Annotated in this window: 15 protein-coding genes; 6 read left to right on the top strand and 9 right to left on the bottom strand. The window is 71.0% G+C overall.

From position 1 onward, the window contains the following. The first annotated feature begins 278 nt into the window (after positions 1-278). Positions 279-1,058, top strand: a complete 780-nt coding sequence (locus tag OH768_RS48870) for a phytanoyl-CoA dioxygenase family protein (protein ID WP_406463627.1) — start codon at positions 279-281, stop codon at positions 1,056-1,058. A gap of 45 nt (positions 1,059-1,103) precedes the next feature. On the opposite strand, the gene OH768_RS48865 is transcribed toward OH768_RS48870, so the two are convergent. Further along, the gene (locus OH768_RS48865) at positions 1,104-2,075 is read right to left on the bottom strand and encodes an aldo/keto reductase (protein ID WP_388106854.1); all 972 of its coding nucleotides are present in this window, start codon (positions 2,073-2,075) and stop codon (positions 1,104-1,106) included. A 206-nt stretch (positions 2,076-2,281) separates the two neighbouring features. Here OH768_RS48865 and OH768_RS48860 point away from each other — a divergent pair, with 206 nt between their 5' ends. Next, complete coding sequence (locus tag OH768_RS48860; protein WP_406463625.1) at positions 2,282-3,136, top strand: hypothetical protein; 855 nt, start codon at positions 2,282-2,284, stop codon at positions 3,134-3,136. Here the strand turns inward: OH768_RS48860 and OH768_RS48855 are convergent. After that, the gene (locus tag OH768_RS48855; protein WP_406463623.1) at positions 3,133-3,657 is read right to left on the bottom strand and encodes a flavoprotein; all 525 of its coding nucleotides are present in this window, start codon (positions 3,655-3,657) and stop codon (positions 3,133-3,135) included. The genes OH768_RS48860 and OH768_RS48855 overlap by 4 nt on opposite strands. A gap of 17 nt (positions 3,658-3,674) precedes the next feature. Continuing rightward, positions 3,675-4,133 carry a nuclear transport factor 2 family protein gene (locus tag OH768_RS48850; protein WP_406463621.1) on the bottom strand — a complete coding sequence of 153 codons (459 nt, stop codon included), beginning with the start codon at positions 4,131-4,133 and terminating at the stop codon, positions 3,675-3,677. Positions 4,134-4,232: 99 nt separating this feature from the next. Between OH768_RS48850 and OH768_RS48845 the strand changes: the two genes are divergently transcribed. Continuing rightward, positions 4,233-4,784, top strand: coding sequence for a TetR/AcrR family transcriptional regulator (locus OH768_RS48845; RefSeq protein WP_406463619.1), 552 nt, complete (start codon positions 4,233-4,235; stop codon positions 4,782-4,784). A gap of 2 nt (positions 4,785-4,786) precedes the next feature. On the opposite strand, the gene OH768_RS48840 is transcribed toward OH768_RS48845, so the two are convergent. Continuing rightward, on the bottom strand, positions 4,787-5,449 hold the full coding sequence (locus OH768_RS48840; protein WP_406463618.1) for an FMN-dependent NADH-azoreductase: 663 nt from the start codon (positions 5,447-5,449) through the stop codon (positions 4,787-4,789). 68 nt (positions 5,450-5,517) lie between these two features. Between OH768_RS48840 and OH768_RS48835 the strand changes: the two genes are divergently transcribed. Continuing rightward, on the top strand, positions 5,518-6,396 hold the full coding sequence (locus OH768_RS48835; RefSeq protein ID WP_406463616.1) for a sigma-70 family RNA polymerase sigma factor: 879 nt from the start codon (positions 5,518-5,520) through the stop codon (positions 6,394-6,396). Positions 6,397-6,419: 23 nt separating this feature from the next. Here the strand turns inward: OH768_RS48835 and OH768_RS48830 are convergent, their stop codons facing one another. Both OH768_RS48830 and OH768_RS48825 read right to left on the bottom strand, forming a co-directional pair. Next, positions 6,420-6,626, bottom strand: a complete 207-nt coding sequence (locus tag OH768_RS48830; protein WP_406463614.1) for a ferredoxin — start codon at positions 6,624-6,626, stop codon at positions 6,420-6,422. 12 nt (positions 6,627-6,638) lie between these two features. Continuing rightward, a complete protein-coding gene (locus OH768_RS48825) occupies positions 6,639-7,862 on the bottom strand; it encodes a cytochrome P450 (protein ID WP_406463612.1) in 1,224 nt (407 codons plus the stop codon). A gap of 392 nt (positions 7,863-8,254) precedes the next feature. Between OH768_RS48825 and OH768_RS48820 the strand changes: the two genes are divergently transcribed. Then, positions 8,255-8,704: a nitroreductase family deazaflavin-dependent oxidoreductase gene (locus OH768_RS48820; protein WP_019068527.1), complete on the top strand. Its 450-nt coding sequence runs from the start codon at positions 8,255-8,257 to the stop codon at positions 8,702-8,704. A 79-nt stretch (positions 8,705-8,783) separates the two neighbouring features. On the opposite strand, the gene OH768_RS48815 is transcribed toward OH768_RS48820, so the two are convergent. Continuing rightward, positions 8,784-9,791 (bottom strand): cation diffusion facilitator family transporter, encoded by a 1,008-nt coding sequence (locus OH768_RS48815; protein WP_406463610.1) that lies wholly within the window; start codon positions 9,789-9,791, stop codon positions 8,784-8,786. A gap of 106 nt (positions 9,792-9,897) precedes the next feature. Here OH768_RS48815 and OH768_RS48810 point away from each other — a divergent pair, with 106 nt between their 5' ends. Next, the gene (locus tag OH768_RS48810) at positions 9,898-10,200 is read left to right on the top strand and encodes a DUF4235 domain-containing protein (protein WP_406463608.1); all 303 of its coding nucleotides are present in this window, start codon (positions 9,898-9,900) and stop codon (positions 10,198-10,200) included. 15 nt (positions 10,201-10,215) lie between these two features. Here OH768_RS48810 and OH768_RS48805 read toward each other — a convergent pair whose 3' ends face one another. After that, entirely contained in the window at positions 10,216-10,608 is a 393-nt protein-coding gene (locus OH768_RS48805; protein WP_406463606.1) for a VOC family protein, read from the bottom strand. A 110-nt stretch (positions 10,609-10,718) separates the two neighbouring features. After that, complete coding sequence (locus OH768_RS48800; RefSeq protein WP_406463605.1) at positions 10,719-11,438, bottom strand: TetR/AcrR family transcriptional regulator; 720 nt, start codon at positions 11,436-11,438, stop codon at positions 10,719-10,721. Positions 11,439-11,548: the final 110 nt, after the last annotated feature.

Below are 11,548 nucleotides of genomic sequence, written 5' to 3'. Positions count from 1 at the left end.
GTCCGTTATGGGATTGCCACCGTATCCACACGGGAAATCCCAAAACCATTGACCGGGGGCAGCCGGGCGCGTCCGGCACCCCGCTCGTGCGCACCGCCGCTCCTCCCGTCTTCCCAGGTCATGTTCGAGCCGCCGGGCCCATTGCCCGACCGGACGGTGTCGCCACGGGAGTTGACACCTGCCACCCCCGCACCGATGAGAGCGTTCACGACCAACCAATAGGCGGGCGCCCGGCCTCCTGACAGTGTGGTGGTGACACCACACCGAGGAGGTCCCGCATGACAACCACGGACATCGGCGCGTTCGAGGAGGACGGGTTCACGGTCGCGCGCGGATTGTTCAGCCACGACGAAATCGACCGGCTCCGCGACCGGTTCACGGCGCTGCACGCGGCGGGTCCGGTGCCCGGCCACTTCGCGCCGCGCGCCTCCGGCGATCCGCTGCTGGCATATCCGAGGGTGATGCACCCGCACGAGATCGACGACCTCGCCCTGCGCTTCCTGCTGGACCCACGATTGCGGGACGTCCTGGAACCCCTGTTCGGCGAAGAGGTGCTGGCCGCGCAGAGCATGTTCTACTTCAAGCCGCCGGGGGCCCGGGGCCAGGCGCTGCACCAGGACAACTTCTATCTGCGGGCCGAGCCCGGCACCTGTGTGGCCGCGTGGATCGCCTGCGACGAGATCGACCGGGACAACGGCGGCCTGGAGGTCGTGCCCGGCACCCATCGCATGGACGTTTTCTGCCCGGAGGAGGCGGATCCCGGGGTGTCCTTCGCCCGCGAGTACGTTCCCCCGCCGCCCGGGCTCTCGGCCGTGCCGGTCGACATGGCGCCCGGGGACGTCCTGTTCTTCAACGGCAGCCTGGTGCACGGCTCGCAGCCCAATCGCAGCGCGGACCGCTTCCGCCGTTCGTTCATCGGGCACTACGTGGGCCGCTCGGCCGACCGGATCGGGAGTTTCTACCGCACGATCACGATGAGCGGCGAACGGGTGCCGCTCGCGGAGAGCGCCGGCGCGGGGCCGTGCGGCACGGAGTTCGCACCGCACGGCCCGCACTGACGCCTCGTATCAACTCGGCCTGAAAACCAGCTTGTTGACGATGGGTCAGGAATGGCCGCTGATCGCGTGCGGAACGTAGGGCTGCTCCAGCTCCTCGATCTCCTTGTCGCTCAGCTCCAGTTCGACGGCGGCGACGGCGTCCTCGATGTGCTGCGGCTTGGCCGCGCCGATGATCGGTGCGGCCACCGTCCCCTGGTGCAGCAGCCAGGCGAGGGCGACCTGGGCGCGCGGGACACCCCGGTCGCCGGCGATCCGGGTGACCGCCTCGACGATCGTCCGGTCGCCGTCCTGGTAGAGGCGGTTGCCGAAGTTGTCGGTGCTGCTGCGCTCGGTGGTGGTGCCCCAGTCGCGGGTGAGGCGGCCCCGCGCCAGCGGGCTCCAGGGCAGCACACCGACACCCTGGTCCGCGCAGAGCGGCAGCATCTCGCGCTCCTCCTCGCGGTAGAGGAGGTTGTAGTGGTTCTGCATGGACACGAACTTGGTCCAGCCGTGCCGCTCGGCTATGTGCTGGTGCTTGGCGAACTGCCACGCGTACATCGAACTCGCCCCGATGTAGCGGACCTTGCCCGCCTTCACCAGGTCGTGCAGCGCCTCCATGGTCTCCTCGACGGGAGTGTGCGGGTCGGCGCGGTGGATCTGGTAGAGGTCGACGTAGTCGGTGCCGAGGCGTTCGAGGCTGTGGTCGATCTCCGCCATGATCGCCTTGCGGGACAGTCCGGCGCCGTTGGGTCCCGGGTGCGTCCGGCCGTGCACCTTGGTGGCGAGCACGACCTCGTCGCGGCGGGCGAAGTCGCGCAGCGCCCGGCCGGTGATCTCCTCGCTGGTCCCGTCGGAGTAGACGTTCGCGGTGTCGAGGAAGTTGATCCCGGCCTCCAGCGCCTGCCGGATCAGCGGGCGCGACGCCTCCTCGTCGAGCGTCCACTCGTGGGTGCCGCGGTCCGGGAGGCCGTAGGTCATGCAGCCCAGAGAGATCCGCGAGACGTCCAGGCCGGTCGAACCGAGCTTCACGTACTGCATCGTTGCTGCTCCTGCCTTCGAGTTCGGTACCGCTTTGGAGCGTACGACTTCGTGAGTGCTCGAAGTCGGGCACCGACAGGCGTCCGGCGTTGGTGTGACCGGCCCCGTCCGCGCGGCGTGGGAGCGGTCGGGCGGTGTGCGGGGGTGCGCATCCTCGGTGCGGACGACCGGCGCCCGGCCGGTCGTGGCCGTATGGGAGGATCGCGGTGCCGAGACGTTGGACCAGACTGAGGACCCTGCTGGGGGCGGCCGTGCTGCCGCTGGCCCTGGTGTCGCCCGCGTGGGGCGACACGGACCCGGCGCCGCCCGCGCCCGAGCCGCCGTCGACGCTGTGCGCGCCCGCGGGCACCCTGCACGGCGAACACGGAGCGCACGCCATGATCAGCCTCTGCGCGGGCAGCGGCACCCCGACCATGGCGGTCTCGGCGCCCGCGACCTGCCGGCAGCTCCGGGCGACCGTCCACTACGCGTGCCGCACCTCGGGCACCTGGACCGCGCGGCGCGCCGGCGAGACGGTCGCGTCCGGCACGCTGCCCGGGTCGGGACAGTATCCGGGGCCGGGGACGTACGACTTCACAGCCACCGTGCGCGTCCGCTCGATGCCCGAGGGGGTGGATGTGGAGGGCACCGTCCGCGCGACGCTCACGCTGACCGCGCCCAGGCCGAAGGCGACGCACGGCATCGAGGTGGACCGGAGCACGCTGCGGCCGGACTCCGTGACGACGCTGACGTACACGGTTCAGCGGCACAGTGACGAGGGCGACGGCAGCGCGCGGTTCGGGCTCATCGCGGAGGAGGGCACGGGGGCGGAACTGACCACGACCGACACCCGTTGCGTCAATCCGCTGATCGGCCGCTACCCCGCGCAGGACCGGCTCCCGCATGCCCTGGACTGCGCACTCACCGATCTCCAGCCGGGGCACCCGGACACCGTGGTGGTCCGGGTCACCCTCAAGTCCCGCTGTTCCACGGTGGTTTCGAAGCTGGGCTACTGGATGCCCCAGGGCCAGACGCTCTACACCGGGGGCATGCTGGCCGGGCCGACCGTGACCTGTTCCTAGAGCAGGTCCAGCGCCTGCGCCCAGCCGAACTCCGGCCGCCCGCCGTCCTCTTGGGCCGTGCCGGAGTACGGCTCCGCGAAGCGGACGCCCATCTCGCGCAGCCGTGCCAGGCTCGCCCGGTAGGCGGGATGGGCGGCCAACGCGTCGCCCACGCAAGGGAGTACGACGGTCGGCACACCGAGGCCGTACGCCTCGCAGAGAGTGCCGAGGGCCAGGGTGTCCGCCGTACCCGACGCCCATTTGTTGATCGTGTTGAAGGTAGCGGGCGCGACGATCACGGCGTCCGGGGGCGGAAAAGGGCGCGGATCCCCGGGAGTTCGCCACGCCGAACGGATCGGGCGGCCGGTCTGCGCCTCGACGGCGGCCGTGTCGAAGAAGCCGCCCATCGCCACCGGGGTCGCGAAGACCCCGACCTCCCAGTCCCGCTCCTGCGCGGCGGCGATCAGCCTGCCGACGTCCACGGCGACACCGGCGGCGCAGACGACGACATAGAGGAAGGGTTTCGAGTCCTGTTCGGTCATCCGGGGAGCCTAGGGGGCTACTGGAGCGGGAAGGTACTCCCCCGCTCGGCCTCCGGCCGCGTCCCGAAGACGCGGCGTTCCTTCTCCTCGATGGCCAGGTCGTTGATGCTCGCCTCGCGCCGGGTCATCAGGCCGTGCTCGTCGAACTCCCACAGCTCGTTGCCGTACGACCGCCACCACTGCCCGTCGGCGTCCCGGCACTCGTACTGGAAGCGGACCGCGATGCGGTTGCCGTCGAAGGCCCACAGGTCCTTCCGCAGCGCGTACTCGTGCTCGCGCTCCCACTTGGCGGTGAGGAACTCGACGATCTCGGCGCGGCCGGTGACGAAGGTGTCGCGGTTGCGCCAGACGGAGTCCTCCGAGTAGGCGAGCGCGACTCGCCGCGGGTCCCGGGTGTTCCAGGCGTCCTCGGCGGCCTGCACTTTCTGGACAGCGGTCTCACGGGTGAAGGGCGGGAGGGGCGGGCGGTCGGCCATGGTTGTCTCCAGAGCGGGGAGCAAGGGTGAGAACGAGCGTTCTCCTGGCGACTGCTAACGTAGAGAACGGTCGTTCTCAGGTCAAGGAGGGGTCGTTCGATGGACAGCGCAGTCGCCCGGGAACAAGCGCTGGACGCCGCCGAGAAGCTGTTCTACGGCCGGGGCGTGCAGGCGGTCGGCATGGACGCCGTCCGCACCGCCTCCGGGCTCTCCCTCAAGCGGCTCTACCAGCTCTTCCCGGCGAAGGACCAATTGGTGGAGGCGTATCTCGAACGGCGTGACCTGCGCTGGCGCGGACGCCTCGCCGAGCAGGTCGAGCGGCACGATGATCCAGGGGAGCGAATTCCGGCCGTCTTCGACTGGCTGGAGAACTGGTTCGGCGAGGCAGACTTCCGGGGCTGCGCATGGATCAACTCCTACGGCGAGCTGGGCGCGACCTCGGAGCGGGTGGTGGCCCAAGTGCGGGCGCACAAGCGGGCGTTCCGCGACTATCTGGCGGGTCTCGTGGCGGACGCCGGGCTGCCCGCCGCGCTGGCCGGGCAGGTGTTCCTGCTGGCCGAGGGGGCCATGGTCACGGCGGGCATCACCGGGAGCGCGGAACCGGCGGCTGAGGCGCGCGAGGCGGTCCGGTCGCTGCTGCGGGCCGCCTGAGGTCAGACGGCGGCGAGTGCCGTCAGCGTGGCGCGGGCCCGGGCGAGAGAGGCCGCCGCCAGGTCCTCCAGACCTGCCAGTTGGGGCAGGACGTCGACCCGGGTCAGCTCGGCGGCGACGAGGTGGAGGTGCTCCGGCGGTACGCCCAGGTTGCCGAAGTAGGCCCGCAGATAAGGCGTTTGGAAGTCGAAGTGCTCGCGCGGGGTGCCGGGGCCGTAACCGCCGCCGCGGGCCATGACCACGACCACCCGGGTGTCGCGCAGCAGGCTCTCGCCGGTGTCCGGCTCGGTGAGCGCGCCGGGGAAGGTGACGCGGTCGATCCATGCCTTCAGGGCCGCGGGGATCGAGAAGTTGTACATCGGGACACCGAGCAACAGGGTGTCGGCGGCGAGGAGTTCGGTGATGTACGGGAGGGTCAGGTCCCACTCGCGCTGCTCGGCGGTGCTCTCGATCAGCGCGGGCACCTTGGCCGGCGGGACGAAGCCCTCGCGTTCCACGCGGCGGCCGAGGGTGGTGTAGGCGGGGGTGATCGGCGCCACCGGCTCGGCGGACAGATCGCGGTGACGGTGGTCCGCCGTGCCGTGCGTCCGCGCGAAGGTCTCGGTGAGTTGCCTGGTCACGGAGTCGGCGGTGGTGTCGGCGCTGGAGTCGATGTGCAGCAGCATGGTGTGGTCACCTCGGTCGGTTCGGGTGCGTCGGAGAGGTGACGGAACACGACGAGGAAAGGTGACCCATGCAGGGGCACGACGAACTGGCGCGGCGGTTCGAGGCGGAGCGCGGGCGGCTGCGGGCCGTCGCGTACCGCATGCTGGGCTCGCCCGGCGAGGCGGACGACGCGGTCCAGGAGGCCTGGCTGCGGCTGAGCCGCGCGGGCGGCGACGACGTCGACAACCTCGCCGCCTGGCTGACGACGGTCGTCTCCCGTATCTGCCTCGACATACTGCGCGCCCGCGCGTCCCGGCGCGAGGACCCCTACGGCGACGAGCTGCCGGAGCCGGGCGCCGGTGAGCTGCCCGAGGACGAGGCCGTACTCGCGGACTCGGTGGGGCTCGCGCTGCTGGTGGTGCTGGACGCGCTGGGACCGGCCGAGCGGGTCGCGTTCGTGCTGCACGATCTGTTCGCGGTGCCGTTCGACCGGATCGCGGCGGTGCTGGACCGCTCGCTGCCCGCCGCGAAGAAGCTCGCCAGCCGGGCCCGGCACAAGGTGCGGGGCACACCGGTGGTGCCGGGCGCGGAACTGGACCGGCACCGGGAGGTCGTCGAGGCCTTCCTCGCCGCCGCGCGGGGCGGTGACCTCGGCGCGCTGCTCGACGTACTGGCCCCGGACGTGGTCCGGCACGCCGAACCCGCCGCGCTGCCGCCCGGTGTTCCGGCCGAGCTGCGCGGGGCCCGGGCGGTCGCCGAGGGGACGGTACTGCTGCGCGGCCGGACCCGGTTCGCCGCGCTCGCCCTCGTCGACGGGGACGTGGGCATCGTGGTCGCTCCGGGCGGACGGCTGCTGCTCGCCCTGCGGGTGACCGTCGAGGGCGGGCGGGTCGCGGCGTACGAGGTGATCGCGGATCGGGGGCGGCTGCGGGGTGTCGAGGTGGCCGTACTGGGGACGGCGGGCTGACCGACTCCTACGACGGCTCCCGCTCAGCCCGTCGGTTCGGTCACCGTAATGGCGGTGACCGGGCAGGCGCGGGCGGCCTCGCGGAGCATCGGGTCGCCGGCGCCGTCCTCCCTGCCGGGCAGCACGGTGCTGTAGCCGTCGTCGTCCTGGGTGAAGACGCTCGGGGCGGCCAGGGCGCACTGGCCCGCCCCGATGCAGAGGTCCTTGTCGATGTGGATTTCGGTGTGCATGGAGTGCAGCCTCTACCAGGTCACGGGGAGTTCCAGCATCCCCTGGATCGTGTCGCCCGGTTTGAAGGGGATCTCCTCCGCCGGTGCGGCCAGGCGCAGCGTGGGCAGCCGGTCGAAGAGGCTGCGCAGGGCGATCTCCAGTTCGGCGCGGGCCAGGTTCTGGCCGAGGCACTGGTGGATGCCGAAGCCGAACGCGATGTGGTGGCGGGCGGGCCGGTGCCAGTCCAGGGCGTCCGGGGCGGTGTAGACGGCCTCGTCGCGGTTGACGACCGAGGTCGAGAAGAGCACTCCCTCACCGGCCCGGATCGTCACGCCGTCGACCTCGATGTCCTCGGCGGCCAGCCGCATCAGTCCGTCCACGATCGACAGCGACCGCATCAGCTCCTCGACCACGTCCGGCAACAGCCGTGGATCGTCCCGCAGTTCGGCCAGCCGCTCGGGATGGCGCAGCAGCGTGAACGTGCCGAGGGAGATCATGTTCGCGGTCGTCTCGTGCCCCGCGACCAGGAGGATGAGGCCGAGAGCGGCCAACTCGGCCCGGTCCAGGGCTCCTTCGTTCAACTGCTCCCGGACGAGGTCGTCCAGCAGCCCCTCGCCGGGTTCCCGCTGCTTGCGGTCGATCAACTCGCCCAGATAGTCGTCGAGTTGCGCGCGTGCGTCCCGGCTGTCCTCGGGCCCGGGACCGCGCAGCAGCCGCCGGGACTGGGCCTCGAAGAACTCGTGGTCGGCGTACGGGACGCCGAGCAGCGCGCAGATCACCATCGAGGGCACGGGCAGCGCGAACGCGGGCACCAGGTCGGCGGGGCCGCCCCGGGCGATCATCGCGTCGAGCCGTTCGTCGACGATCCGCTGGATGTCGGGCCGCATCGCCGTGGCGCGTTTGATGGTGAAGCCGGGGATCATCATGCGGCGCTGGGTGCGGTGCTTGGGGTCGTCGACGCCGACCAGTGCGGCCGTACGGTCCCGGAACGCCGCGAAGCGTGGGCTGGTGGCCGGGAAGCCGGGCCGGGTGCGGTCGGAGGACAGGCGCTGGTCGGCGAGCAGTGCGCGGGCGGTGGCGTGGCCGGTGACCAGCCAGGCCGGGCTGCCGTCGTAGAGGGTGACCCGGGTCAGCGGACGGTCGGCGCGCAGGGGGTCGTAGCCGGTGGGCGGGTGGTAGGGGCAGGTGCGGCTCTGGGGGAAGGCGACGGGTTCGGTCAGGTCGGTCGGAGTTGTCAGATCCGTCAGATCCGTCATGGAAGACCTCGCAGACGAAGAGTGCGTCGTGCCGATCTTTATTAGATGCCCGAGGCATCTATGGAGCCACCTTAAGTTCGGCCAGATCGGTGGTCCCTACAATCTGGCTGAACCTGACGGTCCGGTTCACCTGGCCCCCGTCCTCGTACATGCGGTGACGGGCGATCAGCCCCTCCCGGACGGTGGGATGCAAGGCGAACCTGGCGCGATACGGCCGTCCGGTGGACCTGACGGTCAGCCGGATCTCGCCACCGTCGGCGCGATTGCCTCCGACGTCGTCACCCGGTGGAGGGGGGATGGCCGAAGAGAGTCGCGGTGTGGATGAATCGCGGGTCGGCTGGTGTTGAATCCCACTGTCAGACAGCCGTAGAACGCGAGATGGGACGGATGCCATGCCTCTTGAGGGCGAGTACGAACCCAGCCCGGCGCAGTGGGTGCGCGACCAGGTGGAGCTGTACGAGAGCTCCGGTGGTACCAAGGGGACGACCTTGATGGACACGGGTATGCCCGTCATCCTGCTGACGACCGTGGGCGCCAAGAGCGGGAAGATCCGGAAGACCCCGCTGATGCGGGTCGAGCACGACGGACGGTATGCCGTGGTCGCCTCGCAGGGTGGCGCGCCCAAGCACCCGGTCTGGTACTTCAACATCCAGGCCGACCCCCGGGTGGAGCTTCAGGACGGCCCGCAGAAGTGGGACCTGACGGCCCGCGAGGTCACCGGCGAGGAGAAGGCCGAGTGGTGGGAGCGGGCGGTCGCCGCGTATCCCCCGTACGCCGAGTACCAGACGAAGACGGACCGGCAGATTCCTGTTTTCGTCCTCGAACCGGCCGACGGAAGCTGACGCCGAGAGCCGTTCCGCGCCCGCGAAGAAATTTCTTGTTCCGAGGCGCATGAACCGGTGCCCGCCGGGCACCCGACGTTCAGGCCCCGCCGCGCTCCCCCGTCGTGGCGGGGCTTTCCGCTGCCTCCCGCGCGGGCCGGTCGGTGATGTCGAGGAAGATCTCGCCGGTCTCGGACACCGCGCGGCCGAGCGAGCGCTTGATGCGCATGGACACCTCCTCGACCCGTTCGCTGTCCATGCCGGGCACCAGGTCGACGCGGGCGGCGACCATCGTCGAGTCGAGCCCCATCCGCATTGTGAACAGCGCTTCCACGCTGTCGATCTCGGGCTCCGCCGCCAGCAGCGAGCGGATCCTGTCGCTCAGCTCCGGGTCGACGGCCTCGCCGATGAGCTGGTCGCGGGCGTCACGGCCGAGACGGTAGGCGACGTAGCCGAGCAGTATGCCGATGGCGAGCGAGGCGGACGCCTCCCACACCACCTGGCCGGTGATCATGTGCAGCGCCATGCCGATGATCGCGAGGGTCACACCGAGCACGGCCGTGCCGTCCTCGGCGACGACCGTCCGCAGCGCGGGGTCGCGCAGCGCGTCCATGCCGCCGCCCTGGGCACGCACCTGGTGCAGGGCCCGCAGCAGCGAGACGCCCTCCACGACGAAGGCCACGGCGAGCACGACCAGGCCCGCCGCATAGCCGCCGGAGGTCTCCTCCGCGCCGTTGCGCAGAGCCTCGACCCCCTGGAACACGGAGAAGCAGCCGCCCATGACGAAGATCCCGACGGCCGCGAGCAGCGACCAGAAGAACCGCTCCTTGCCGTACCCGAAGGGGTGGCGCCGGTCGGCCGGGCGGCGGCTGCGGCGCAGGGCGGCGAGGAGGAAGACCTCGTTGAGGCTGTCGGCCACCGAGTGCGCGGCCTCCGAGAGCAGCGCGGGCGATCCCGCGACCAGTCCGCCGACGGCCTTGGCCGCCGCGATCACCAGGTTGGCGGCGAGGGCGACGAGGACGGTGACCCGGGTCCTCCGGTCCGTGGCACCGTCGGATTCCTGGTCCGTCGTACGGTCGGATCCGTGGTCGGACGCTGTGTCACTCATCTACGCCGACTGCCCCTGTGGGCGGTGCTCACACCCTCTGTCGAAGCCCCGGTTTCAATGGCACCCTCAGGGTGCCGACCGGCACGTGCGCAGAAGGAGACCCCCCGTGGCCAAGAGCAAGAAGAAGAAACTCCCCCTCGTCTACCAGCCCGTCGGTCTCGTCCTGGGCGTAGTGAGCGGCGCCCTCGCGGGCCGCGCCTTCCGTGCCATGTGGAAGGCGATACGGCACGAGGAGGACGCCCCGGACCCGCTGGATCGCGACCGCGGCTGGGGTGAGATCCTGTTCGCCGCCGCGCTCCAGGGTGCCCTGTTCGCGGTGGCGCGCAGCGCGGCGGACCGCACCGGCGCGAAGGCCATCGAGCGTTCGACCGGTATCTGGCCGGCGAAGGACAAGGGCGGCCGGGAGTAGGGGTGTTGAGGGGCCTCAGCCCTGTTCGGACGTCGTGGGCGGTACCGGGCGCAGGGTGAAGGAGTGGCCGGCCGGGTCCGCGTACACGCGCTCCTCGTACGGGCCCGGCATGTCCTTGGTCTCCAGCGGGCGTCCGCCGAGTCCGACGATCCTGCGCTCCGCCTCGTCCAGGTCCTCCACCAGGAAGTCCAGGTGGACCTGCTGGTTGTTCTCGGCGCGGGGCCAGCTCGGCGGAGTGGCACCGGCGTCGCGGCGGAACGCCAGCCGGGTGCCGTCGGCGCCCCTGATCTCCACCTGGTCGAGCGAGATGTCCGTCTGTTCGCCGTCGAGCAACTCCGTGTAGAACACGGCGAGTTTCTCCGGCTCGACCGTGTCGAGCACCACGAAGCTTGCGTTCACGAGTGCCATGGTTCCTCCGAGAATTCAGGCGCGCAAGCGTCGAGTCCGGTTGCCACGCACTCAACGGGTATCCCCGTTCGGTCAGTTGATGCCGACGGTCCGACGTCCACGACGGGTGTTCAGTCCTCCCCGACCGCCCGGATCCCGTCGAGCCGGGCCGCCGCCGCACTCAGCAGCAGGTCCTGGGCCGCCGGGTAGGAGCTGTGCCGCATGGTGGCCACGAGATGGCGGGCCGTGGCCGCGATGTGCGGGTGCGTGTCGGCGGGCAGCCGGGCGTACGTCGCCTGCCATACGGCGGCCTCCGCGTCGCGGGCGGGCTTCGGCAGCGCCGTGTTCGCGGAGTCGAGGGCACCGAACGCGAGGGCCTGGTCGACGTAGGCGTGGTAGATCCGCACCGCGTCGGCGTCGGGGAAACCGGCCCCGCGCAGCACCCCTAGGATCGTCTCCACGGCCTGGATCTCGTACACCCGCCCGGTCACCCGGTACGAACTGAGCATCGCCGCCCTCGGGTGCGCGAGCGCGCCCGCGTGCATGCGCAGGCCCAGGTCCCGCAGGTCGGCCAGCCAGTCACCGGTGGGCCGCCAGGTGCGCAGTGTGCGGCCGATCAGCTCGTCGGCGACGGCCAGCATCAGGTCGTCGGTGTGCCGGAAGTAGCGGTAGAGGGAGCTGGGGTCGGCGCCGAGGGCGCGGCCGAGACGGCGTACGGAGAGGGCCTCGGCGCCGTGTTCCTCGATGAGTCTGAGGGCGGTCTCGACGATCAGTTCCTCGGACAGGACCACGCCCTGCTTGGTGGGGCGTCTGCGCCGCCGGTCGGCGGCCGGGACGACACGGTCGCTCATCCGGCACCTCCTCGCTGTTCGGTTCCGGGTGCCCGCACCTTATGACAACACCGTTGACCTGTTAAGGGCCCGCGCAGTTTCATGTGCGTTCACCGGGGCCGTTCGGGCCC

It is taken from the genome of Streptomyces sp. NBC_01622 (assembly GCF_045209635.1).
Taxonomy (GTDB): Bacteria; Actinomycetota; Actinomycetes; order Streptomycetales; family Streptomycetaceae; genus Streptomyces.
This window is presented reverse-complemented; position numbering and strand designations above follow the sequence as displayed.